Source organism: Neoasaia chiangmaiensis, from assembly GCF_002005465.1.
GTDB classification, from domain to species: Bacteria; Pseudomonadota; Alphaproteobacteria; order Acetobacterales; family Acetobacteraceae; genus Neoasaia; species Neoasaia chiangmaiensis.
The window spans coordinates 2,915,194-2,940,397 of sequence record NZ_CP014691.1 but is presented as its reverse complement, the minus strand read 5'-3'; the positions used below and the strand labels follow the sequence as shown (position 1 = coordinate 2,940,397).

At 63.6% G+C, this 25,204-nt stretch carries 22 protein-coding genes; 7 read left to right on the top strand and 15 right to left on the bottom strand.

Annotated elements, in window-relative coordinates:
• Positions 1-130 precede the first annotated feature (130 nt).
• Positions 131-1,816 carry a Na+/H+ antiporter gene (locus A0U93_RS13945; protein ID WP_077808553.1) on the bottom strand — a complete coding sequence of 562 codons (1,686 nt, stop codon included), beginning with the start codon at positions 1,814-1,816 and terminating at the stop codon, positions 131-133.
• 97 nt (positions 1,817-1,913) lie between these two features.
• Between A0U93_RS13945 and A0U93_RS13940 the strand changes: the two genes are divergently transcribed.
• The 4 genes from A0U93_RS13940 to A0U93_RS13925 all read left to right on the top strand — a co-directional run bounded on the left by A0U93_RS13940 (position 1,914) and on the right by A0U93_RS13925 (position 8,953).
• A complete protein-coding gene (locus tag A0U93_RS13940; RefSeq protein WP_077807865.1) occupies positions 1,914-3,182 on the top strand; it encodes a metallophosphoesterase family protein in 1,269 nt (422 codons plus the stop codon).
• Positions 3,182-6,619 carry an ATP-binding protein gene (locus A0U93_RS13935; RefSeq protein WP_077807864.1) on the top strand — a complete coding sequence of 1,146 codons (3,438 nt, stop codon included), beginning with the start codon at positions 3,182-3,184 and terminating at the stop codon, positions 6,617-6,619. Before A0U93_RS13940 ends, A0U93_RS13935 begins: the two co-directional genes overlap by 1 nt.
• A gap of 70 nt (positions 6,620-6,689) precedes the next feature.
• Complete coding sequence (locus tag A0U93_RS13930) at positions 6,690-7,808, top strand: retropepsin-like aspartic protease (RefSeq protein WP_077807863.1); 1,119 nt, start codon at positions 6,690-6,692, stop codon at positions 7,806-7,808.
• A gap of 308 nt (positions 7,809-8,116) precedes the next feature.
• Positions 8,117-8,953: a helix-turn-helix transcriptional regulator gene (locus tag A0U93_RS13925; protein ID WP_077807862.1), complete on the top strand. Its 837-nt coding sequence runs from the start codon at positions 8,117-8,119 to the stop codon at positions 8,951-8,953.
• A 61-nt stretch (positions 8,954-9,014) separates the two neighbouring features.
• Here A0U93_RS13925 and htpG read toward each other — a convergent pair whose 3' ends face one another.
• Positions 9,015-10,880 (bottom strand): molecular chaperone HtpG, encoded by a 1,866-nt coding sequence (gene htpG, locus A0U93_RS13920; protein WP_077807861.1) that lies wholly within the window; start codon positions 10,878-10,880, stop codon positions 9,015-9,017.
• 206 nt (positions 10,881-11,086) lie between these two features.
• Here htpG and A0U93_RS13915 point away from each other — a divergent pair, with 206 nt between their 5' ends.
• Entirely contained in the window at positions 11,087-11,845 is a 759-nt protein-coding gene (locus tag A0U93_RS13915) for an acid phosphatase (protein WP_147150663.1), read from the top strand.
• Positions 11,846-11,848: 3 nt separating this feature from the next.
• Positions 11,849-12,775: a metallophosphoesterase gene (locus tag A0U93_RS13910; RefSeq protein WP_077807860.1), complete on the top strand. Its 927-nt coding sequence runs from the start codon at positions 11,849-11,851 to the stop codon at positions 12,773-12,775.
• Here the strand turns inward: A0U93_RS13910 and A0U93_RS13905 are convergent.
• Positions 12,768-13,169 carry an NUDIX hydrolase gene (locus tag A0U93_RS13905; protein WP_077807859.1) on the bottom strand — a complete coding sequence of 134 codons (402 nt, stop codon included), beginning with the start codon at positions 13,167-13,169 and terminating at the stop codon, positions 12,768-12,770. The two genes, A0U93_RS13910 and A0U93_RS13905, sit on opposite strands and share 8 nt — an antisense overlap.
• 83 nt (positions 13,170-13,252) lie before the next feature.
• Here A0U93_RS13905 and A0U93_RS13900 point away from each other — a divergent pair, with 83 nt between their 5' ends.
• Positions 13,253-13,585, top strand: coding sequence for a DUF3147 family protein (locus A0U93_RS13900; RefSeq protein ID WP_077807858.1), 333 nt, complete (start codon positions 13,253-13,255; stop codon positions 13,583-13,585).
• Positions 13,586-13,613: 28 nt separating this feature from the next.
• On the opposite strand, the gene mltG is transcribed toward A0U93_RS13900, so the two are convergent.
• From mltG to A0U93_RS13840, 12 genes are all read right to left on the bottom strand, one after another.
• Positions 13,614-14,597 (bottom strand): endolytic transglycosylase MltG, encoded by a 984-nt coding sequence (gene mltG, locus A0U93_RS13895; RefSeq protein WP_077807857.1) that lies wholly within the window; start codon positions 14,595-14,597, stop codon positions 13,614-13,616.
• Between the two features lie 13 nt (positions 14,598-14,610).
• Positions 14,611-15,873, bottom strand: coding sequence for a beta-ketoacyl-ACP synthase II (gene fabF, locus A0U93_RS13890; protein WP_174807214.1), 1,263 nt, complete (start codon positions 15,871-15,873; stop codon positions 14,611-14,613).
• Positions 15,874-16,044: 171 nt separating this feature from the next.
• The gene (locus A0U93_RS13885) at positions 16,045-16,284 is read right to left on the bottom strand and encodes an acyl carrier protein (protein WP_023978090.1); all 240 of its coding nucleotides are present in this window, start codon (positions 16,282-16,284) and stop codon (positions 16,045-16,047) included.
• 198 nt (positions 16,285-16,482) lie between these two features.
• Entirely contained in the window at positions 16,483-17,223 is a 741-nt protein-coding gene (fabG, locus tag A0U93_RS13880; protein WP_077807855.1) for a 3-oxoacyl-[acyl-carrier-protein] reductase, read from the bottom strand.
• A gap of 15 nt (positions 17,224-17,238) precedes the next feature.
• The gene (fabD, locus tag A0U93_RS13875; RefSeq protein ID WP_077807854.1) at positions 17,239-18,210 is read right to left on the bottom strand and encodes an ACP S-malonyltransferase; all 972 of its coding nucleotides are present in this window, start codon (positions 18,208-18,210) and stop codon (positions 17,239-17,241) included.
• A gap of 78 nt (positions 18,211-18,288) precedes the next feature.
• On the bottom strand, positions 18,289-18,642 hold the full coding sequence (locus tag A0U93_RS13870) for a hypothetical protein (RefSeq protein WP_077807853.1): 354 nt from the start codon (positions 18,640-18,642) through the stop codon (positions 18,289-18,291).
• Positions 18,643-18,722: 80 nt separating this feature from the next.
• Positions 18,723-19,100: a DUF3293 domain-containing protein gene (locus tag A0U93_RS13865; RefSeq protein ID WP_245825207.1), complete on the bottom strand. Its 378-nt coding sequence runs from the start codon at positions 19,098-19,100 to the stop codon at positions 18,723-18,725.
• Between the two features lie 5 nt (positions 19,101-19,105).
• Positions 19,106-20,260 carry a rod shape-determining protein RodA gene (gene rodA / locus A0U93_RS13860; RefSeq protein ID WP_077807851.1) on the bottom strand — a complete coding sequence of 385 codons (1,155 nt, stop codon included), beginning with the start codon at positions 20,258-20,260 and terminating at the stop codon, positions 19,106-19,108.
• A gap of 21 nt (positions 20,261-20,281) precedes the next feature.
• On the bottom strand, positions 20,282-22,198 hold the full coding sequence (mrdA, locus tag A0U93_RS13855) for a penicillin-binding protein 2 (RefSeq protein WP_077807850.1): 1,917 nt from the start codon (positions 22,196-22,198) through the stop codon (positions 20,282-20,284).
• Positions 22,199-22,306: 108 nt separating this feature from the next.
• Positions 22,307-22,873 carry a hypothetical protein gene (locus tag A0U93_RS13850; protein WP_077807849.1) on the bottom strand — a complete coding sequence of 189 codons (567 nt, stop codon included), beginning with the start codon at positions 22,871-22,873 and terminating at the stop codon, positions 22,307-22,309.
• A gap of 4 nt (positions 22,874-22,877) precedes the next feature.
• A complete protein-coding gene (mreC, locus tag A0U93_RS13845; RefSeq protein ID WP_077807848.1) occupies positions 22,878-23,819 on the bottom strand; it encodes a rod shape-determining protein MreC in 942 nt (313 codons plus the stop codon).
• Positions 23,820-23,841: 22 nt separating this feature from the next.
• On the bottom strand, positions 23,842-24,888 hold the full coding sequence (locus A0U93_RS13840) for a rod shape-determining protein (RefSeq protein ID WP_077807847.1): 1,047 nt from the start codon (positions 24,886-24,888) through the stop codon (positions 23,842-23,844).
• Between the last annotated feature and the right edge of the window lie 316 nt (positions 24,889-25,204).

Genomic DNA, 25,204 nt, shown 5'->3' with positions numbered 1-25,204 from the left:
TGGACCGCCCATTGCGATGCGGCGTCAAGTCACGGGAAGACAAATCAGCGGGAGCGATATCGTTTGAAGCAAACAGGAAAATCTAAATGGCGAAAATGCGCGTTTTTCTGAACGGATAATGACTTATACTTCATATATCCTTCGGCAGACGCTGCACACGATTGCGGAGTACCTGCTCCTCGTAATCGAGCTCCTGCTGCAATTCCCATTCCGTCCGGTCATTGATTTCCCGGCTATGGGCCAGATCGCGCAGGGTCTGGCGCTCGGTCCGCAGCAGCAAAAGTCGTAACGCCAGTTCGATACGCTCACGGCGCAGCGCATTCGTACGGTTCATCACCGGGATCTGGGGAGTCTCGTCGATCTGGCTCAGCCGGTTCTCATAGGTTTGCAGCAACCGACCCACCACCTCCAGCCGGAGCTTGTCCTCACCCGGCTTTTCCTCCGCCATGGTTTGCGCCGCCGTGCTCTGTTCCTGACGCAACTGCCGCAGAACGGCCCGTACAAGACGCTGACGGGCGACGTTCTCCTCCATCGCGCTTTTGTCGACTCCGTCCTTTGGCAGAAAGCGGATGCAGAACGGCATGACGACACCCGCCACGACCAGTGACAGGACAATCACGCCCGTCGCCACGGAGATGACGAGGTCGCGCGCGGGGAAAGCCTCGATCCCCACATCCACCACGGGCAGCGAGAGTACCGCCGCAAGGGTCACCGCACCGCGCACTCCGGCGATCGTCATCAGAACGGTGCCGGCCACGCTCGGAAAGATAAACGATTGCCGCTCCATCCGCTTTCCGATCCATCGCCGCAGGATCGACAGCCAGATACCGACGAACCGCAGGACGAGCATGATGACGTAGACCATCGCCACCAGCCCGGAGAGTTGCCACATCGTCGCATGGTGCTCATGCGCCATCGCCATCCCGGTATTCAGCAAGGCGGGCAGTTGCAGGCCGAGCAGCAGGAAGATCAGCGCATTGAAAACATAGCTGACCATCGTCCAGACCGTCGTCGCCTGAAGACGCGTGGCGGTCGCCGCCTCCTCCACCACGCCGCTGAGCTTGACCACCATGCACCCCGCGACCGAAGCCAGAATGCCCGAGCAACCCGCCGCCTCAGCCACCACATAGATGACGAACGGCAGCAGGACGATCAGCGTGATCTGCAACGGCGGATCGTCGAAGCCGCGACGCAACAGGATGCGCTCGGCGCGCGATGCCGCCCACGCCATCAGCGCGCCGATCGCCAGGCCGCCAAGCGACACGAGGAGAAACGAGCCGAATGCCTGACGATAGGAAAACTCGCCCGTCATGACCGCCGCCGTCGCAAAACGGAAGCAGACCAGACCGGACGCGTCGTTGAACAGCGCTTCTCCGGACAGGATGTGCAACAGACGCTCGGGCACCCGGCGCCCGGCGGTCAGGCTGGAGACCGCCACCGTATCGGTCGGCGAAAGCGCCGCCGCCAATGTGAAGCAGATCGCAAGATCGAGCTGCGGCACGATCCAGTGGATGACGTAGCCACATAGCACGGTCGAAAATACCACGAGCCCGAACGCCAGGAACAGGATCGTCCCGCGCAGTTCGCCAAATTCCCGCAACGGCATGCGGAACGCATCGGCGAACAGCAATGGCGGGAGAAAGACCAGCATGAAAAGATCCGGTCGCAGCCCGATCCGCAGCCCGCATAGCGCCGCAACGACACCGATCGCGATTTGCAGGAGCGGTAGCGGCACCCGGCCGGAAGAGGCGCGCGTCAGAAGACTGCTAACGGCGGTAAGGACAAGCAGGATAAGAATATGGTCGGCGGATGTCATGCCCGACTTCATGCGTGCCTTCGCGCGACAGGGCAACTCTCGACAGCCGAATTGCGCTTGACGTGCCCTCCTCCGCGCCCCAGTTTTTCCGTTACCGATGACATCCTTCCGCTTTCTTCACGCCGCCGATATCCATCTGGACAGCCCGCTCCGGGGCCTGGCCCGCCATGACGGCCTGCCCGCCACACGTATTCGCGAGGCAACGCGGCAGGCTCTCGACAACCTCGTGGACCTCGCCCTGCGCGAGCAGGTCGATTTCGTCGTCATCGCGGGCGATCTTTACGACGGCACATGGAAGGACGCCGGGACGGGCCTTTACATGGCGCGCGCGCTCGGCCGTCTCGTGCAGGCCGGCATCCGCGTTTTCCTGCTGCAAGGCAATCACGACGCCGCGTCCCATATCACGCACGACCTGCCGCTGCCCGATGGTGTGCAACGCTTCGGCACCCGCGCGCCCGAGACCTTCGAGATCGACCACCTGCGCGTGGCGCTCCATGGCCAGAGTTTCGCCCAGCGCCGCGTGGAGCAGGACATGACACCGCGTTATCCCACGCCCGTTCCCGGCTGGTTCAACATCGGCGTGCTGCACACGTCTCTCAGTGGCCATGGCGAGCACGAGACCTATGCGCCCTGCACGCCGGACGCCCTGCTGGCGAAAGGCTACGACTACTGGGCGCTCGGGCATGTGCACGAGCGCGCCGTCTGGGGAGACGGGCCGCATATCGTTTTCCCCGGCGTCCTGCAGGGACGGCATATCCGCGAAAGCGGCGCGAAAGGCGCCACGCTGGTCAGCGTGACGGAGGGGCGGGTCACGGCCATGGACCATCTGCCCTGCGATGTCGTGCGGTGGGCACGCGTGGCGGTGGACTGCACGGATCTGGCATCCGAAAGCGCGGTGCACGACGCCATCGGCCTTGCCCTGCGCGATGCCATGGACGAGACATTGGGCGACCGCCTGCTTGTCGCGCGGCTGGCGCTGTCGGGCGCCACGCCGCTGCATGCGCGGCTGGCCGCCAATAGCGGCGCATTGCGCATCCACGCGCAACAGATCGCGGAAATGCTGCCAGGCGCACCCGCGATCGAGAAAATCGTCCTGACGACAACGCTGCCGGTCGAAGGATACCCCCAGCCACAACTGGGGGACGATCTGTCCCGTCTGCTGGAGGAGGCGCTGGCCGACCCGCTGCTGCTGGATGAAATCGAGGCCGATCTGGCGCCGTTTCTGGCCACCCTCCCCGCCGTTTCCGAAACGGACCAGGGAGACGCGGCTCTCGCCCGCGTTCGGGCAAAGGCGTGGACACCCCTGCTGAGCGCGGCCGCCGACACGCTTCGAACCCGCTTCACGACCGAAGCCGGCGATTCCTGATGCGCCTGAACACGCTCGATCTCATCCGCTATGGCCGGTTCGAAAACCGCCGCCTGTCCTTCCCGAAGGCGTCGCGGGATTTCCATGTCATTCTTGGTCGCAACGAAGCCGGGAAATCCACGACGCTGTCCGCCATCGGCGACCTCCTGTTCGGCTTCCCGCATCACAAGACGCAGGACTGGCGTTTCGAGGCGGGGCTGCTGCGCGTCGGAAGCGATATCGACCTCGGGACGCAGAGACTGGCCTGCATACGCCGACGCGGCCGGAGTGGAACGCTGCGCGATGGCCGTGATGACGGGATAGTGGACGAGACCTTATTGACGTCATCTCTGGATGGCCTCGACCGCACCGGTTTCGAACGCCTCTGGAGCCTCGACCATCAACGTCTGCGCCAGGGTGGCGCGCAGATCGCCGCCTTCAGGGACGATCTGGGACAACAGCTTCTTTCCGCCGGTTTCGGTCTCGCAGGCATCCGCACCGTTCTGGACGAACTTGAGACGGAAGCCGCCACGCTCTGGAAGTCGCGCAGCAGGAACGCGCTCGTCAACGCCGCTCGCGCCCGCTGGAGCGAGGCGGAGAAATCCCTGCGTGACGATGCCGTCTCGACACGCCTCTGGAAGGAGGCACAGGCCCAGCGCGATACGCTCGCGGCCCGGCAGGCCGCCCTGCAACGGGATATCGACCGCATCACCCGGTCACTGGCGAAACTCACACGCATTCAGGCAGTCGCCAGACCGTTGCGGGAACTGGCGGAACTCGAAACCAGCCTCGCCGGAATCGATGCGCCACTGTTCGATGCCGCGGACGAGGAAGCCTTCGAGAGGGGCATCCATGCCCTGACCTCCGCGCGCCACGACATCGTGCGCTGCCGACAGGCCATCGACGGGTTGCAACCGCAATATGACGCCCTTCGCCCGAATGCCCTCCTCCTCGACGATGCGGCGGCCATTACCGGTCTGCGCGACGATTCCATCGCCCAACGATCCGAGCGTGCCTGCCTGCCGGCCCGGGAACGGCAATTGCTGGAGGACGATGCCCGCCTGACGGTGCTCGCGCAGGCGCTGGGGCAGGCCGCCGCCGACGCCACCTCTCTTCTCGCCCGCCTCCCGGATCGGCAGGCAATCGGGCAGCTTCAGGCACTGCTCGCCGAGCGCCGTACGCTGGAAGGGCGCGAAGAACAGGGCATTGCCCAGCTAAAAATGCAACAGCAGCGTCTGGCGGAACTGGCGCCGGACGACGAGACGACCACCCCGCGCGATATCCGCCCGCTGCGCGAGACAGTCGATGCCGTTGCCCGGCTGGGCGATCTGGACGAGCAGTTGCATGCGGCACGAAAGCACGCCACGTCGGCCCGCCGCCGACGTGACGACGCCTTCGCACGCCTGCGCCCCTGGTCGGGCGACGACGTAGCGCTTCGATGCCTCATCGTGCCGGACGCCGCACAACTGACGGACGCCCAGCAGACGGCCCGAAGACATGCGGCGCAGCGTGAGGAAAGTCAGCGACAGCAGCGCGCCGCACGGCACGACGTCGAACGGCTTGCTTACGAACGCGACAATCTTCGATCGCGTGCGGTCGTGTCCGCCGAACAGATCGCCGAAGCGCGCGTCAGGCGCGATCGCTCGGCCGAGGCATTACGTCAATACTGGACCGAGGGCGGCCTGTTCGACGAGACACGTTGGAGCAGCGTTATCACCATCATGGCAGAAGCCGACGCCTTGGCGGACCGCCGCTTCGATGCCGCCAGTCATGCCGCACGGCTCGCGCAGATCGAACGTGACATGGCGGCCGGGAATCTGGCTGAAAAACAGGCAACGGAGACGCTTGCCGCGATCGAGACGGCTGCCGCCGACGCCGAAGCCGCCTGGCAACGCATGGTGCAGCGTGGCGGCCTGCCACCGTTATCCCCGGATGAATTACAGGCATGGCTTGCACGCCGCGACGCCGCGCTTGCGGAGACAGTCGCGGCAGAGGACTCTGACACGGCGGAGCAAGCCCTCCATGCCAAGCGGAACAGCGCCATGGCGAGCCTACGGGCCGTTCTGCGCCACGCGCCGACCGGCGACCAGCTCGCGGACTGGCTTGCCCGTGCAGGGGTCGAGCGCGGGGAGGATGACGCCTGTCAGGCGCGGGTCCAGCGGCAGCAACAGTCCATCGAAGATCAGCGCAACGCCCTCCGCCGGGCGGAAGCCAACCGGTCGGAGATCGCCGTCGCGCGCACGGCCTGGGAAGGACGGTGGGCAGACGCCGCCCGCCGCGCCGGATTGCCGCCCGAGACGGCTGCCGACATGCTCACCCGTATCGACGAGGTGCGACATCTGGCGTTCGACGTCCGGAAGAGCCGCGACGCCATTGCGCTCACGAAAAGATCCGCGGAAGCGCACGACGCGGCGATTGCGGGACTGGCCGAACGGCACGGCGTGCCGGAAGACACGACATCGGCCCGACTGGACGCCCTGCTGCGCCTGCTGACGGAAGCGCAGGAAGCGGCCAGGCAGGCGGAATCCCTTAAGCAACGTCTGGACGACCAGCATCGCAATCTTCGGGATCATCGCGCAGCGGAGCACGAGGCGACCTCGGCGCTGCAACCGCTGGCCGAGCGTGCCGGGACGCAGGAACCTTCCGCATTGCGAGAGGCGATCGTCCGCGCTCGCGGTATTCGCGCGCTTCTTGCGCGACGTGTCGACAAGGAAGCGCAGCTGCTGGAACTCGGCGAGGGTCTCTCGATTGCGCAATTGAGGGCGGAAGCCGAACAGGCCGATCCGGATGCCCTTCGTGCCGACAAGGGACACCTCAGTGAGGAACTCGCCCGGCTTCAGCGGGAAAAGGACGATGCAACGGCCCGGTTCGGGGAAGCGACCGAATCACTGCGCCAGCTCGAGACGCGGACGGGCGCGCATGAAGCCGCTGCAGACGCGCAGGCCGCCCTGGCGGAAATCAATACCCATGCGGAAGACTATGTGCGAAGCCGCCTGCAGGTCGCCATCCTGCGACGCATCGTGGCGCGACAGCGTCTGGCCACGCGCAACCCACTGCTGCAACGCGCGGGCGAACTGTTCTCGCGCCTGACATGCGGTCGCTATCGCGGGCTCAGCGTGCTGGACGACGGCGCGCCGGAACTCGTCGGGATATGCGCCGACGGAACGGAGATGGTGCGTGTGGATGCGATGAGCGAAGGCACGGCGGACCAGCTCTTTCTGGCATTGCGCCTGGCCGCGCTGGATGGTGCCCTCGCCCGCAACGTGGCGCTGCCGTTCGTGGCGGACGATCTGTTCATCACCTTCGACGAGGCCCGCGCCGAGGCCGGGCTGACTGTCCTGGGCGACATGGCAGAAAGGACGCAGGTCCTGTTCCTGACGCATCACGCACATATCGCGGCTTTGGCCAAAGACCTGCTGGATGCGCCGGTCGTCGAACTGGATACCGTGCCAGTGTGACAGAGCGTGTCTTTCCCGGGCACCAGTTTTGTGAGACGGAATATCTCTCGCTTGGCTGGATGACGACACGATGACCAAATGTCTGCGGCAAGGATACACCCTGCTCCGCACAACCGCCCTGTGCGTCGTGACAGGCGGCACACTCTCCGCATGCCAACCGCCGGCGCATCCGGGCATTCATCCTCTCATGTTCGTCCAGCAGGGTCCGAACGGCCAGACCGGCTTCGTGCCGCCACCCTATCCATTCGATATTGTCGCGGAAACAGGGCTGCCGGCACGTTGCATCAATCATGTCCTGGCGGCCGACCTTCTCAGTCGCAACGGCAGTCCGACCGTTCCGGTCGGCATCAATGGCGAGGAAGGCGCGGGTTTTCTTAGTCCGAGCGAAGACATGATCGGCGTTTTCGACGGGAATGACGACAATCTCGATCTGCCCGACCTGCAACAGATCGGCTCCCAGACGATCAGCGGTGTCCAGAATACCTGGACGACCCGCATCCGGCAGCTCGTTTTCGCCCAGGGCCACGCGGAAAAAGTCGATGGCATCAAGCTCGGCGAAACGACCGGAGAGTCGTCGCGTGTGGCGATGAGCGCCATCGCCGTTCTCGGCTTCGACATGCTGGGTAACTACAACGTCCTTTTGAATATTCCCGCACGTCGCGCGACATTCTTCATGGAGACGCACGCCGCCGGTTGCCCGCCGCTCTCCACCGCCGTCGGGGGACATGCCTTTCGCGCGCCCCTTCTCACCGGCCGGACCGGCGTGGATAATCTGGTGAGCGTGACGCTCGATGGCGCTGCGATCGGCATGCATCTCGAGCCGGGGTCCAATCTCTCCGTCATTTCCGAGCAGGACGCCCTGGCGGACGGTTTGACCCGCGCCGCACTGGACGAAGGCGATCGCGTCAATACCCTCAACGGGAGCACGTTGGTCGGCTATCGCCATACCTACCGGCAGGTCGACATCGGAAACTGGCATGGTGCGAATTTCCCGGTCAGCATCGAACCGGCGAACTATAATCTTCTGGGGCGTGACTTCTTTCGCCATCGCAAGGTTCTGATGGCCTTCCCGACGGCCATGATGTTCTTCAGCGGCGCGCTGGATGACACCGGCGCGAAAGATGTCGGTCCCGGCAACCTGTCCCCGATTGCTTCGCATGTCGCCCATGCGACTGCGTCACAGCATTAGGCGTTCCTGTCGGAACACGCATTCCATGACCTTTTATGACTTCCCCCGCATATCTGTGTTGCCACCACGCCGCTTATGGCTTTCTAAGTTAATGCGTCGTTAATTACTAACGAAAATATTGCATCGCAGTCTGAATGCGTCGATAGTTCGCCCATGCAAATTTCCTGCCCTCCAAATCAAAGAAAACAGGAATTTTTCCAGTCCCGACGATCTATCGATTTGTATTCAATTTAATTAAATGAAAAAATTATGCAAAATCTATTTTACGACGTATGTATACATAACGAAAAATCCATGAGGATGTTGTAATGTGCGAGACGTCATCTCGAGTTAATTCACATTACTCGCTCGGCGATGTTTTTATCGTCGAGCATACGGCTGGGCATAATGAAACCCATCTGACGCCGGAAGATCGTCTGTCGCTACTCCTTCAGGTCGCCCACGAAAGCCATGTCACCTGCAATAAGGACATCACGGTCGCCAACGTGCATGATGGGTTCCTGTGGCTTCATGAACAGAGCCACTGGCTACCGCACGACAAGTCGCACGCCGTGCGGATCGAAGTACCGCGCCTGCATATCATGAACAGGTTGCCGAACCTGGAAAAACTGGATGCCGTCGCATTCTCGACGAAAATAGTCCCCGGCAGCCTTCTCCTCGCCATGGCGCGTCATTTCTGCCATCCCGATACTGAAAAAGGCGCACATCAGGTCGTCGAAGCACGACTTTCCGATCATATGATGGACCTGATCGACATGACGCTTCGTAGCAGTGTCGATCTTGCCGATTTTAATGACCAACGGGCCTGGCGTCGTAAACGTATCCGCGAACATATCGACCGGAATCTCGGCGATCTGACACTGACACCGCAGAAGATCGCAGAGGGCCACAAGATATCGCCCCGCACTCTCTACCAGCTTTTCAAGGACGAGCCCGGCGCCATCGCCGGCTGGATTGCGACGCGACGGCTTGAAAAAGCGCGTGAGGCGCTACTCGACCCCTATCGCCAGCACATCAGCATCGCAGATATCGCCCGCCAGCACGGATTTCGCAATGCGGCGCATTTCTCGCGCCGCTTCCGCAGTCATTTCGCTCTCTCGCCCCGCGAACTGCGACGCGAAGGCGCGAAAGACGATCAGCGCTAAGCGAAACTGAAAACCCGACCGTTCCGGCGGTCATGCCGGAACGGTCGGGGCGTATGGCCGTCTAGATGGCGACCGACGCGGCCAGCATGGCCGTCAGACGCTGCGCAAAGCCTGTCGCGTCCGGCAATGTCTCGCCATCCTGAATACGCGCAACGTCCAGAAGAACCTGCGCATAATCCGCAACGCTTTCACCCTTCGTCGCGCGGGCCGCCAGGTCGCGGATCAGCGGATGGTGCGGATTGATTTCCAGAATGGGCGGAATGCTCGGCAACGTCTGCCCGGAACGACGCATCAGGCGCTGCATCGTCAGGTCCGGACCGCCTTCCGACGTCAGCACCACGGCGCTGCCCACCAGACGCACGGTGCCACGCACGTCCTTGACCGCCTCGCCCAACGCTTCCTTCAGTGCTGGAATGAGCGCCGTCAGATCCGCGGCCTCGCCTTCCGGCGCCGGTGCCTCGAACTTCTCCAGATCGCCATGCGACTGGCTGATGCTCTTGAGCGTTTTGTCCTGATACGAGGACAGGCGCTCCGGCCAGAATCCGTCCACCGGATCGGACAGAAGCAGGACCTCCACGCCGCGTGCACGGAAACCTTCGAGCTGCGGCGAGGCTGCCAGTGCTTCCGCGTTATCGCCCGTCAAGTAATAGATCGCTTCCTGATCCGGCTTCATGCGACCGATATAATCGTCCAGCGTCGTCGGATCGTCGGAATGCGTGGAGCGGAAGCGTGCCAGCGCCGCCAGTTCCTGCCGATGCTCCGAATCCTCCCAGATGCCTTCCTTGACGATCGGGCCGAAGTTCTCCCAGAACGTCGCGAAGCCGGCGGCCTGCTCCGCATCCTTCGAGCGATTTTTGATTTCCGTCATCACGCGCTTGGTCACGGCCTTGCGGATGCGCGCCAGAACCGGCGTGGACTGCAACATCTCGCGCGAGACGTTCAGCGGCAGATCCTCGGTGTCCACCACACCCTGCACGAAGCGCAGCCATGCCGGCAGCAGCTCAGCTTCGTCGGTGATGAACATCCGGCGTACGTGCAGATGCACCTTGCTCTCACGCGACTGTTCCATGAAATCGAACGGACGCGCACCGGGGATGAACAGGAGCGACGTGAATTCCGTCGTGCCCTCGGCGCGCCAGTGCAGCGTTGCATACGGTTCGTCGAACTGATGCGAAACGTGGCGGTAGAATTCGGTATACTGCTCCGGCGTGATATCGGATTTGGACTTCCGCCACAGCGCCGTGCCTTCGTTGGCAGGTTTGTCCTCCTCGCCCTCTCGCAGGGTGATCGGCCAGGAGATATGATCGGCCCATTTGCGCACGATCGACCGCAGACGCCATGCATCCAGGAATTCATCCGCATCGGACTTGATGTGCAGGATGATGTCCGTGCCCGGTGTCTCACGCGTTGCCGGCGCCAGCGTATAGGCACCCTTGCCGTCCGACGACCACTGCCACGCTTCATCCGAACCGGGCTGGCGGGAAATCACATCCACCTTGTCGGCCACCATGAAAGCCGCATAGAAGCCGACGCCGAATTGACCGATCAGGCTCGGACGGTCTTCCGGCTTGGCGGCGTCCAGCTTTTCGCCGAAGGCACGCGTGCCGGAACGTGCGATGGTGCCAAGGTTCCTGGCCAGTTCATCGCGGCTCATGCCCGCACCGTTGTCGCTGATCGTCAGCAGACGCGCATCCTTGTCGGGATGGATGCGGATCGAGGCATCGGCCGGAAGCGCCCTGGAGGCGTCTGTCAGCGCCTCGAAGCGACGCTTGTCGGAGGCATCGGCGGCATTGGCGACCAACTCGCGCAAGAAGATTTCCCGCTCGGAATACAGCGCGTGAACAACGAGATCGAGAAGTCGCCCGACTTCCGCGCTGAACTCGTGTTGTTCCGCACCTTGCGGCGTTTGCGTGGTCTGTTCGCTCATGGTTTCCTCTCGTGGGGACGCGCCGGTATGGCCTCGTGATGATGCTAGGATATGCGGAGCATCGTTAAGATTTTCAACCGGTCAGCAGCCACGCAACCGATATGATACTTCCATGAAACCAGCCGTGCCGGGCGTGACGCTGTGCGGCGCGCCGGTCATGATGACGCGATTTGAAAACACGTCCGCCCGTTTATCGAAACGAGATCATGTCGATGCGTCTGCTCTTCACTTTTCCATTCCTCGCCGCCGCTCTTCCCCTGGCGGCCTGGGCCGCGCCTGCCCTGCCGGATGGCCGCATCATCCTGCCGCCGCCACCGGCCGCCCATTCGACCGCCCAGCACGAGGATGACGCCGTATTCCAGGAAACGCGCCATCTTGCCGGCTCGGCGCGCTGGCGCACGGCGCTGAACGATGCCGATCTGCACCCCCAACACCTGCTGGCCGACTTCTCCTGCGCCGCGGGTGTCACACTGGACGCCAACCGTCTGCCCCGGCTCACGGCGCTGATCGCGCATCTGCAACCCGCGATCGAACAATCGGTGACGGACGAGAAGCAATACTGGAAGCGCAAGCGCCCCTTCGTCGGCAACGACCTGCCGATCTGCACGGACGACCGGGCCCATCTGGGCGATAGTCCGGCCTACCCATCCGGTCACACCACGCATGGCTGGATCGTGGCCTCCATCCTGGCGGAGATCATGCCCGACCGCGCTACTGAAATCCTGCATCGCGGGCGCGTCTTCGGTGAAAGCCGCATCGTCTGCGGCGTACACTGGAAGAGCGACGTGCAGGCGGGCTGGATCAACGGCGGCGCGATGTTCGCGGCCCTTCAGGCAGATTCCCAGTTCCAGGCCGACCTGCTGGCGGCCCGACAGGAAGTCGCGGCCCTGCGCGCCAGGCCGCAGGTGCCCGACGCCGCCCGCTGCGCTGCCGACAGCCAGACCGCAAGCCAGCCAATCGAATAACCCATGATTCCCATGCTCACCCGCCGTCGCTTCCTCGGCACGGCCGTCGCCGGTGCGGCGCTACCGGCACTTCCTGCCCAAGCGCGCACACCAACGCATAATTGCGTCATGATCGGCGATTGGGGACGTCAGGGCCATTACGAGCAAGGCCAGCTCGCCGATGTCATGGGGGAGGTCGCCGCCCGGCACGGCAGTCTCTATACAGTCTCCGTCGGCGATAACTTCTACGATGACGGCGTCACGTCCGTGTCCGACGCGCAATGGCAATCGTCATTCGAATCGATCTATCGCGCTCCCAGCCTCCAGACGCCCTGGCGCGTCATTCTCGGCAATCACGATTATCGCGGCAAGATCGAGCCGCAACTGCGCTATGGCGCGCAGGTCGATAGTCGCTGGCATTTGCCCGCGCGCTACTATGCCCTGCGCGACCGGCTGCCGGATGGCAGCGTGCTGGACACGTTCTTCGTCGATACATCGCCTTTCATCAGCCGCTATCGTGGCACGAAAGTCGATATCAGCGGGCAGGACACCGCGGCCCAGCTGGCATGGCTCGACCGCGCCCTCGGCGGATCGGACGCCGACTGGAAGATCGTGATCGGCCATCACCCGATCCACACCGCCGAAAAGCGCTTCGATGAACCGGAGCTGATCGACGCACTGGTTCCCCTGCTTCAGAAGCATCGGGTGACAATCTACGTCAATGGTCACATCCACAATCTGCAATATGTGGAGAAGGACGGCATTCACTACATCAATAACGGCGCGGGATCGCGCATCGACCCCGTTGCCCCGGCACAGGACGGCGGTATCGTGTTTCCGGACGAGCATGGCTTCATGGCGGTCGCCCTGTCGCGCGACACCTTCGATTTCTCGTTCGTCGGGCTGAACGGACGCACGCTGTTTGCCAGGAAAATCCCTCGCGTCACATAAGTCCCATCGGCAGCACATAATCGCGTGTCAGCGGTGCCAACACGATGTCGCCCGGGTCTTTCGGGTCGATCCAGATCGCCTCGGCGATTTCCGCGCGTGGCATGGGCGTGCCATCGATCCGCAGCCCGAACAACGTTGCCCGCACGACATGGCCCGGCTCATTGGCGGCAGGTGCCTCGAATATCCCAAGCGGTGTCAGTTCGGCAGGCGCCACCGTGAGGGCGAGTTCCTCATCGAGTTCGCGGATCAGCGCCTGAACGCTATCTTCCCGCCCGTCGATTTTTCCGCCGGGTTGCATGAAGGCCGCCGTCCCCTCCTTTCGGACAAGCAACATCCGGCCGTTTCGATCCCGGATAACGCCCGCGGCGATATGGATATGGCGATATTCGGTCATTCACGATCCTGGCGATATGATAACGACGATGCGGACAGCGTTCGGGGCGCTGCCGTGAGCATGCCAGAAAGCCGGAACCATCGATGCCATTTTTTCTCAAGGCCACAATAGCGGGCCTGCTCGTCGCTCTCGTCTCGTCCGTCGCCCGCCGCTACCCCGGATTCGGTGCCCTGATCGCGTCCCTGCCCCTGATATCGGTTCTGGGCATGATCTTCCTGTGGTTCGCCCGTCCGGACGCAACCAACATGGCGACGCATATGCAGGCGACCTTCTGGTATGTGCTGCCGTCGCTGCCAATGTTCCTGGTGATGCCGGTCATGCTGCATCACGGCATCGGTTTCTGGTGGACGCTCATCAGTGGCTGCGGACTGACCATCGCCCTCTATGCCCTGATGACGCCATTCATGCCGAACTGAGGAGATCACCCAGCCAGCAACACCGAACCTAACGGCCGGGCACCCGCGACGCGTGATAAGCATCGATATTGCGGTTGTGATCGTCCAGCGTGGTCGCGAAACGATGCCCGCCGAGGCCGCTGGCCACAAAATACAATGCGTCGCCCGATGCCGGATGCGCCACCGCTTCCAGTGCGGCGCGGCCGGGCGAGCAGATCGGCATCGGCGGCAGGCCCGGGAGGCGGTAGGTGTTGGCGGGCCCATCTTCCGCGAGATCGGCATGATCCAGCGGCCGGTCCAGTTCACCCCAGCCGGCACTCACATCGTAGATCACGGTCGGATCGGACTGGAGCCTCATGCCGCGCGCCAGACGATTGAGAAACACCTGCGCAACCTGCGGTCGCTCGTCGGGCAGTCCCGTTTCACGTTCGACGATGGAGGCAAGAATCAGCATCGATCGCGGATCGGCCAATGTCACGCGCGGGTCGCGATGCTGCCAGACGTCATCGAGCGTCTGATCCATCATATGCTGCAAGCGTCGCACGATCGCCGCACGGCTGGTGCCGTATGTGTAGGAGACGGTCTCCGGCAGGATACTGCCTTCCGCAATGGCCGGCACCGGTCCACCCAGAGCAGGCGCATTGCCCAGCAGGCCGGCCATGCGGCGTGCCGTCAGTCCCTCGGGAATGGTCAGGCGATGCTCGACTGGCGGCGCGTGGCGCAGGATCCAGATGGTCTGGCGGATTGAGGAACCGGCCGGAAATGCCAGTTCCGCCGCATGAAGCGGTCCTTCGGAACGGGTTGCCAGAACGGCAAGCCGAAACACGACATTGTCCGGCAGATCCCGCCGCATGACACCAGCATCCTGCAAACCACGCAGGACGGCCGAGGTGTCGCCGCGCCGCACGACGACATCATGCGGCGCGGAAAGCGGACCAGTTTGAAGGAAAATCCACCAGCCGCCGCCGATGAACCCGATACCCAGAACGATAACGAGAACGATCCACGACAGGCCACGCTGACGGCGCGTCATCGGAATACGCCCCTCAGACGCCCCTGACGATCAGGCTGGCATTCGTGCCGCCGAAGCCGAAACTGTTGGACAGGGCGATCTTGACGTCGCGCCGCTGCGCTTCATGCGCCACCCGGTCGATGATGCTCTCCCGGGCAGGATTGTCCAGGTTCAGGGTCGGGGGCACGACGTTGTCGCGAATCGCCAGCATGGAGAACATCGCTTCCACCGAGCCGGCCGCGCCGAGCAGGTGCCCGGTCGCCGATTTCGTGGAGGACATCGCAAGCTTCGCGCCGTCCGCACCGAACAGACGCTCCACCGCATCCAGTTCCAGATCGTCGGCCATCGTCGACGTGCCGTGCGCGTTGACATAATCGATCTCGGCGGGCGTCACGCCGGCGCTGCGCAGCGCGGCCTTCATCGCACGGAACGCGCCCTCATGACCCTCGGCCGGCGCAGTGATGTGATGAGCGTCGCCCGACAGGCCATAGCCGATGATCTCACCGTAGATCTTCGCACCACGGCGCTTGGCGTGTTCGTATTCTTCCAGAACGACGATACCAGCACCCTCGCCCATCACGAAGCCGTCGCGGTCCCGATCCCAGGGGCGAGATGCCTTATCCGGCGTCTCGTTGAAACCGGTGGACAGCGCACGCGCCGAGGAGAAACCTGCGATACCGAGCGGGCAGACCGCCGCCTCCGCACCGCCCGCGACCATGACATCCGCGTCCCCGAGCATAATCAATCGCGTGGCATCGCCGATCGCATGCACGCCGGTGGCGCAGGCCGTGACCGCGGAGTGGTTCGGCCCCTTGAAACCGTAACGGATGGAGACATGCCCGGAGATCAGATTAATCAGGGCGGACGGGATGAAGAACGGCGACAGACGGCGCGCTTTACCGCTCGCAACAGTCAGGGAGGCATCGTAGATCGTCTGAAGACCGCCGATGCCCGAACCGATCATCACGCCGGTCGCGCAGCGTCCGTCCTCGTCTTCCGGCTTCCAGCCCGAGTCCTCGACGGCCTGGATCGCAGCCGCCATGCCCAGATGGATGAAACGATCCATCTTCTTCTGGTCTTTGGGCGCAACCCAGTCAGACAGTGTCAGGCCGCCCTCGGCGGTCGGGCCATCCGGCACTTCGCCGGCAACCTGGGCTGGCATGTCCGACGGATCGAAACTGGTGATGCGGCCGATGCCGCTCTGCCCTTCGAGCAGTCGCTTCCAGGAGGTTTCCACGCCAACGCCCAATGGCGTGACAAGACCCATACCGGTGACGACGACACGTCTTTCCTTCATTGCCGATATGTTTGCCATCATGGACGGGCGCAGCTCCAGTAACGTGGATCGTCACCGCGCGACGCTCTGGCATCGCCGGGCGAAATCCTTGAATTCCCAATGTTCGGTCTGGCCCCGGGATTGCAAGGGGCAAAACCGTCGCGCCAGGACGATTGTCCCGGCGCAGCCGAATCAGGCGGCTTTCTGCTTCTCGATGTAGTCGATCGCGTCCTTGACCGTGGCGATCTTCTCCGCCGCGTCTTCCGGAATCTCGACGCTGAATGCTTCCTCGAACGCCATCACCAGCTCGACCGTGTCCAGGCTGTCCGCGCCCAGATCGTCGATGAAGGAGGCGTCCGGCGTCACTTTGCTTTCTTCGACACCAAGGTGCTCGACAACGATCTTCTTAACCTTATCGGCGATTTCGCTCATCTCTTCTGGCTTCCTGTGTGCCCGGAGGTGCGGGCGGTTCGAAACGATTGTTGGACCCGTCTGGCATGTTCCATCCGGCTCGCTTCCCAGTTCGGGAACTTGCCGGGCGGGCGGGCCTGCCCGCGCTCCGGACGAAGCAGCGGGCGCTTAGCACGGTTTTCCCCCGCGCGCCAAGCTATTGCGCGCGGGGGAACGATATCAGCTCATCGCCATACCGCCATTGACGTGCAATGTGGCGCCGGTCGTCCATGCTGCTTCATCGGAGGCAAGATACACCACGGCCGCCGCGATGTCTTCCGGTCGCCCCATGCGCGCCAGGGGAATCGACGCCAGCAGCTTCTCGCGCTGCGCCTCCGGCAGCACATCCGTCATCGCCGTTTCGACGAAGCCTGGCGCCACGACATTGACCGTCACCCCGCGCGAACCCGCTTCCTGGGCCAGGGACTTGCTCATGCCGATCATGCCCGCCTTGGCAGCGGCATAGTTCGCCTGGCCGCCATTGCCCGTCGTCCCCACGATGGAGGCAATGCTCACGATCCGCCCGGCACGACGGCGCAGCATACCTTTCAGTGCTGCGCGGCAAAGGCGAAACGGCGATTCCAGATCGACCGTCATGACCTTCGACCAGTCATCGTCCTTCATGCGGATCGCCAGCCCGTCGCGCGTCAGGCCCGCATTGTTCACGAGGATATCCAGCGGCGATCCGGCCACGGCCTCGGCCTTCGCAACCAGCCCGTCCGCCTCCGCCGCGTCCGAAAGGTTGGCGACACAGACGAATGCGCGCTCGCCCAACATGTCGGCCAGTTCCTGTAGCGCGCTTTCACGGGTGCCGGACAGCACGACCGTCGCGCCCTGCCCGTGAAGGGCCTTTGCGATGGCCGCGCCGATACCGCCCGATGCACCCGTTACCAGCGCCGTTTTTCCGTCCAGGCTGAACATGATCTTTTTCCTTCCTCAGAGCGTCTTGAGCAATGCTTCGATTTCATCCGGCGTCCCGGCGTTCTTTACGGCCAGATCGCCGTCGATGCGCCGCACGAGGCCGGACAGGACCTTGCCCGCGCCCAGCTCCACGATGCTGTCCACGCCCATCGCCGCCATCGCCTGCACGCTCTCGCGCCAACGCACGGAGCCCGTGACCTGACGCACGAGCAGATCGCGGATCATCGCGGGATCGGTTGCCTTGGCCGCCGTCACGTTCGCCACGACGGGCACGACCGGCGCCGCGATATCGGCACGCGCCAATGCTTCGGCCATCTCGTCGGCGGCCGGGCGCATCAGGGAGCAATGAAACGGTGCGGAGACCGGCAGCAGCACGGCACGCTTCACGCCGCGCGACCGGGCTTCCTCGATCGCGCGCTTCACGGCGTCCAGCTGGCCCGAGACCACGACCTGACCGCCGCCGTTGTCGTTGGCGACCTCGAGCACTTCCTGTCGGTCCGGCTGGCCATTGACCTTCAGCACGGCCGCCGTTTCACAGATCGCGCGCGCCTGATCGAGATCGACGCCCAGAAGGGCCGCCATCCCCCCTTCGCCCGCCGGAACGGCACGCTGCATGGCCTGACCCCGCAGACGCAGCAGCCGCGCCGTCTGCGCGATACCGAACGAGCCGGCCGCGGCAAGGGCGGAATATTCACCGAGGGAATGCCCGGCCACCAGAGCCGCCACATCCGGCAGCTTGAGACCGCCTTCACTTTCGAGCACGCGTAGCGTGGCCATCGAAACGGCCATCAGGGCCGGCTGGGCGTTCTCGGTGCGCGTCAGTTCATCCGGCTCGCCTCTGAAGATCAATTCGGAAAGCTTCTGGTTCAGCGCGTCGTCAACTTCCTGAAAAACCTCGCGCGCTGTCCCGAAGGCCTCGAAAAGCGACAACCCCATCCCGACGGACTGGCTTCCCTGGCCCGGGAATACGAAAGCATGCACCGACATCGCATCACCTTGTCTGCAACGAAAAAAACGTTGTGGGGTGATGGCGAGACGCAGCCCGGATGTCAAATATTGCCCTGTTCAGGGCACGCCCAAAGTCTGCATCTGCGACGAAAGACCGCGTCCGACCGGACTGGCATAGGTGTAGGCCTCGCCGAACTGGCCGATCGGTGTGCCGGTGGTCGGATCATGTGTCACCGGGCCGCCGCCGTCAAAGAAGTGGCGTGCCAGTTCCAGCACATGCCCCGCCGTCGTCAGCTTCGGCGCGGCGGCCGCAAAGGGCGTGGCACTGGGCAACGGTGCATCGATATAAACGCCGGAAGGTGCTGCCGCCTTCGGATCGGCGGGCGGCACCGTCATCGGCAGAACCGTCGAGAAGCCGCGTGCCACAGCGATTTCCGGCAACAGAACCAGCAGAAATACTGCATTGCGCATGACTGGAATCTCCACGTGCGAGTGCCGCCTATGGACCATGACATTCTTTGTCAGAAAAAGATATCATGGCGACGCGGTCGTCAGGCCAGCCAGACCAGACGCGCCGCCTGTCCACGCCGGATCGCCACGATCGCATTCTGCCCATAGCGCCGCGCCAGAACGCAACCGCGCGCCAGCGGCATGGCCACCACGAACAACTCCTCCGTCCAGTTGCCCAACCGCCCCGCGCCCAAACGATACGGCCAGGGACGCAGTTGCGCGGCAAGAGACGCCATGCGCCGTGCATTCGTCCGGTCGGGAAGCCGCAGGCCGCTGGGATTGCACGCGCTCAACAGGATCAGCGACCGCCCCGGCAGTGGCCAGCCGATCGCCTGCTGGCCGATACGCGCCGTCAGCCCCGGCGCGCTATAGACACTGCGCTGGTAGGCAAGCACCGCCGCACCACTCGGCGGCCGCACGCGGTTCAAGCGTCAGTGTCCTCACTCGGGCGATCACGCTCGTTCCGGTGCACCCAGGCGGACATCAGCAGACCAAAACCGAACATCATCGTCAGCATCGCCGAGCCGCCGTAGGAAATCAGGGGCAGCGGCACGCCCCCGACGGGAATGACGCCCATGACCATCGAGAGATTGACCGCGCAATAAAGAAACAGATCGACCGAAATCCCCAGCCCCAGCAAGCGTCCGAACTGGTTCCGGCTCCGCAGCGCGATCAGCATTCCGCCCAGAATCATGATGCCCAACAGGCCGATGACGGAGATCGCACCCGCATAGCCCCATTCCTCACCGATCATGGTGAAGATGAAATCGGTCTGTTTCTCCGGCAGGAAGTTGAGTTGCCCCTGCGAACCGTGCAGATAGCCCTCCCCCCACATGCCGCCCGAACCGAGCGCGATCTTGGACTGGATGATGTTATAGCCCGCGCCGAGTGGATCGTGCTCGGGATGCAGGAAGGTGTCGATGCGCGCTTTCTGGTAGTCGTGCAGATGGCCGTAGACGACCTTGCCAAGAAACGGCACCGGCGCCAGCAGGATGGCAATCTGCCAAAGACGCATTCCCGCCGTGAAGAACAGTGTTGCTCCGATCGTCCCGATAATGACCGCCGTGCCCAGATTGGGCTCCTTCAGCACCAGCGCGACCGGCAACAGGGTCATCAGCGCCGGTGGGATCAGGCGCAGGGGATTACCCATCCGCTTCGGGTCGATTCGGCAGAACCATGTCGACAGCGCCAGCACGAGGGCGATCTTGGCGAATTCGGATGGCTGGAACTGCATGCCTGCCAGATTGATCCAGCGTTCCGCCCCTTTACCCACATGCCCCATGCGCAGCACCAGCACGAGCAGCCCGACCGATACGAGATAGATCGGCACCGACAGGATCTTCAGGACGCGTGGGCTCAGCAGCGCCACGGCCACCATCATGATGAGCCCGAAGCCGAAGCGCGCGATCTGCGGCGCGGCGAACGTTTTCGCCGTTCCACCGCCCGCCGAATACAATGCCAGATAGCCGACGCCCGCCAGCGCGCAGATCAGCAGGACATAAAGCCAGTTGACCTGAATGAGCTTCGCCAGCAGCCTGAAGCTGGGCTCCGGCCGCCAAAGACGTTTCTGGAGATTCATGCGTTCAGGCTATAGCGCGGTTCATTCGGCGTCCGCGACCGTCTGGCCGGGTTCGTGAAGATGATTGACCGGATCGCGCGTCAGCACATCCGTCATGATGTCACGCGCCAGCGGTGCCGCCGCATCCGCACCCGCATTGCCATGCTCGATCACGACCGACACGGCATAGCGCGGAGCATCGAACGGCGCGAAGCAGATGAACAGCGCGTGCGGCCGCTCTTCCCAGGGGAGAGACATCGAGTTGAAATGGCCGCTCTCGCGCAGGGCGCGGGACACACGGCGCACCTGCGCGGAACCCGTCTTGCCCGCCATCTGCACATTTGGCAGGTCGAGTTTTGCCTTGGGCGCGGTGCCGCGTTTGGCATTCACCACATCGAACATGCCGCCGCGGATGATCTCCAGATGCGCCGGCGCGATATCCAGTGGCGCCGCCGCATCCAGCTTGCCGAGATCCGACGACCGATCATCGACCCGGCGCACCAGATGCGGCTGCACATTCCGACCCGAGGCGATACGCGAGACATAGGTCGCCAGTTCGAGCGGCGTCACCTGCACGAAGCCCTGACCGATGCCGGCATTCACCGTATCGCCACCGTTCCAGTGGTGTCCGTGCTCACGACGCCAGTCCGGCGTGGGAATGACGCCCGAACGGATATGCGGCAATTCGATATCGAGCTTGGTGCCGAGGCCGAACCCGTTGGCGACCGCCTTGATCGGGTCCATCCCCGCCTTGCGCGCGGCCTGATAGAAATAGACGTCGCATGAGAGCATCAGCGCCTCACGCATGTTGATCGTGCCATGCCCCCAGCGCGACCAGCAATGGAAGCGCACGCCCCCCATGTCGTAATAGCCGGGGCACGAAAAACGATCCTCCGGCGACAACGCCCCCGACTTGAGCGCGGCCAGTCCGACCGCCGGCTTGAAGGTCGAACCTGGCGGATAGACACCGGAGACGGCCTTGTTGATTAGGGGCGTGCGGACATTGTCCGTCCATTCGATCCACTGCGCATGGCTGACGCCCGAGTCGAAAAGCGACGGATCGAACGATGGCGTGCTGACCATCGCCAGCACCTCGCCATTACGGCAATCCATCACCACGGCGCTTGCGGACTGGTCGGCGATGCGGTTGAGCACCATCTGCTGCAGACCCGCATCGATCGTCAGCGTCAGTTCGTCGCCCTGTCGCCCTTCCTCGCGATCGATTTCGCCCATCACGCGACCGAGGGAGTTGACCTCCATCTCCACCGAACCGGGTTCGCCGCGCAAAAGCGCATCCTGCGTCTGCTCGATTCCCGCACGCCCCGCGCGCATGCCCGGCAGGGCCATCATGGGCGAGCTCGCCACGTCGTGCTCGTTCGGCGGCGCCACGTAGCCGACAATATGCGCCAGCAACGGCCCCAACGGATAAAGGCGGGTCGAACCGATATCGACAAACACACCCGGCAGGCTGGGCGCGTTCAGTTCGATCCGCGCCATGTCGTCCCAGGTCAGGAAATCCTTCAGCGAAACCGGCACGTATTTGCGCATGTGCCGCAGATCGCGCTCGATCCGCGCATGATCCCGGTCGTCCAGCGGCACGATCTGGGCGAAACGAGAGATGACGGCGGAAATATCCGTCGTCTCCTCCGGCATCAGCAGCGCCCGCCAGTTGACCTTGTTGCCGGCAAGCTGCACGCCGAAGCGATCGTTGATCGTCCCACGCGCCGGCGCGAGGAGGCGCTTGCTCGTGCGGTTCCTGACCGCCAGCTGCTTCAAGCGGTCGCCATCGACGACTTGCAGATTGTAGAGGCGCTGCCCCAGAACGCCCAGAACACCGGCCTGCGCAGCCAGAACGACAAGCGCCCGGCGCGTGAAGATCCCGCGTGACGGCTTGATCGGCTCGCGACGCGGCATCAGCCGCGATATCGGCTTCCTGCCGGAGAATTTGGGGAGTTTCATCAGGGGCGCTGCCCCGACACACGCTGCCCGCCATGTCTGGAACCAAACCTGGCGCGATGGCGCGCGCGCTTCGGATCACGGCAGGAGTTCATGCTATGACAACGACCTTCAGGTTCGTTCCGGATTGACGACCGCTCGATGCGCCCACACGAATAACGCGCTCAATGTCGGATAGATACCGATTGTCAGAGCCGCTTGAAAGAGGGATGGCGCCGGGGACATCAGACGCAGCGCTCCGATACATGCCATGAACCATTGAAACAACGACAAAATCAAAGCCAGCAGGGCCAGTGCCGACCATGCCAGCAAAAAGTTGATGCGGCTCAACCCATAACGCCACGTATGCGCCACGCCATGGGCGACCAGAAAGGCCAGCAGAATCGTACCCGGTGGCCCGAAGCTCAACAGATCGGCGATCAACCCGATCAGGAACACCGCCCATGCCGGCATGGAAGCCGGTCGATGCGCCGACCAGAAAAAAACGGTGCCGAATCCGACGCCGAACAGCAATTCCGCTTCGCCCGGCAGGCCGAACGGCGCAGAAAGGACGAACGACGACAGCAGAACGAACAGGCATGGCAGCGAGGAGCGAATCGCCATATCTACCTGACGACGCCACGTTTTCTTCGGCTCGATGCCCGGATGCGCTTCCGGACGGGGATGTTCCGCAACCATCGCGTCAACCCTGCCCCGGTTTCGAAAGCGGCAGCATGAAGCTCGGCAAGCCCGGATTCGTGGGCAATGGCATGCGTTTCACGCGCCCGGGAGCATCCGGCGCGTCCTGCGCGGGGCGACCGTAATCGAAAACCCGGACGATGTCGGGATGTGAAAGCCCACCGTCGGGCACCACCACCGGGGCGCCGGGGCGCACATAATGCACCGTGCCGATCGGCAGACCGCCCGGCAGCCCGGCCAGCGCCGTGTCGCCCGGTGCACCGGGGGGCGTCTGCTCGCTCGTCAGGACCCGCTCACCTTCCACGGGATGATTTTCCTGCGCGTAATACAGCAGGCGCGGCGTGGACGTGCCATCGCCTGCCATGATCGCCGTTCCATGAGATGCCGCGAGCGTCACCGGAATCCGACTGGCATCGTCGTTGATGAGCAGGATACGCACGGTATGCGCACCGACTTCCGAAACGCGGCCGATCAGTGCGGCGGCGTCCATCGCCACGTCGCCGACATGCACGGCATTGCCGTCGCCTACCGCCAGAAGGATGGCGCGGCTGTAGACCCCGCCTGCATCCCGCAGGGCATGCCCGGTCACGAAGCTCGGCGCATTGTCCGGAATCCAGTGAAGATTCGCTTTCAGCTGCGCATTCTCGTTCGCCAGCGCCACCGCCACATCATACCAGCGCCGCAGTTTCGCGTTCTCGTCACGAAGGCGCGCGTTTTCCGCGTCCAGATGCAGGAAGCCCCGGAACTCCCGCCACAGCGTCCCGGCATGCTCGCCGGGCGCCGCCATCAGCCCGTAGGCCGGCGCCAGCGCATCGGCGATGTCCATCCGCGCCTTGTCGACAAGAGCATGACGCACCTGTCCCACAAGGATGAAAGCGAACGCCAGCACGAACAACAGGGGAAGAACGAGCTTGGCGAGCGCCTGCCGGGCCTGGATGGAAAGCATGACGGACCGCCGGCTTCGTGTCTCAATACATGGAGATCAGCACGTTGCGCAGCCGGCGCATTTCCTCCAGGGCCCGTCCCGTACCCAGCGCGACACACGATAGCGGCGCCTCGCCAACGGTCACCGGCAGGCCCGTGGCGTTACGCAGCACGTCGTCCAGACGATAGAGCAGCGCGCCACCGCCGGTCAGCACGATCCCCTTGTCCACAATATCCGCCGCGAGTTCAGGCGGCGTGTTCTCGAGCGCCGTCGTGACGGCATCCACGATCTGGCTGACCGGTTCCGCCAGGCTCTCGGCAATCTGCGCCTGGCTGACAAGCACCTCACGCGGCACGCCGTTGATGAGATCGCGCCCCTTCACTTCCTTGATCGGCCCCGGATCGCGCGGGTCGTCCGGCATGGTCGCCGACCCGATCTCGATCTTGATGCGCTCGGCGGAGCTCTCGCCAATCAGGAGGTTATGCATCTTGCGGATGTAGGAGATGATCGCTTCGTCCATCTTGTCACCGCCGACACGCACCGAGCGCGCATAGACGATGCCGCCCAGCGATATCACCGCCACTTCCGTCGTGCCGCCGCCGATATCGACGATCATGCTGCCCGAGGGCTCCGTGACGGGCAGACCCGCGCCGATGGCCGCGGCCATCGGCTCCTCGATCAGCATCACCTTCCGTGCGCCCGCGCTTTCGGCACTTTCCTGGATGGCACGCTTTTCCACCGCCGTGGAGCCGGACGGCACGCAGACGATGATCTGCGGGCTGGCAAAGGCACGGCGGTTATGCACCTTGCGGATGAAATGCTTTATCATCTCCTCCGCTACCTCGAAATCGGCGATCACGCCGTCGCGCAGGGGACGGATGGCCGTAATGTTGCCCGGCGTGCGGCCGACCATCTGCTTGGCTTCCTCACCGACAGCCAGGACCTGTTTCTTGCCCCGCACCTCGGCAATCGCCACGACGGAGGGCTCGTCGAGCACAATGCCGCGACCCTTCACATAGACAAGCGTGTTGGCTGTGCCGAGATCGATGGCCATGTCTGCCGACATGAGACCCAGCAGACGTGAGAACATCCAAACCTCCCGGCGAAATATGAAAGCGCGTTTCAAGGGCGCGGCATCTGCGTGCGAATCCGTCCCGACAAGGCGCAGGGCTTAGCGACGGCCACGCCCGGGAGCAAGAGCGCATCGCACCGCAAGTGCCATAAACGGTCAGATAATTCCGACGCACCATGACAAACCGTGGCCATCGTTTCGACACACGGACAAAGCATTCCACCTTGGCAACCGCGTGGCGGGATATTCGTTTATTAACGCGAAATCCGCTTGCGGATTGATTGTCGACGGTCAGGGCGATCGACACGGCTCATCGGGACGTCCGAAGCCGTTT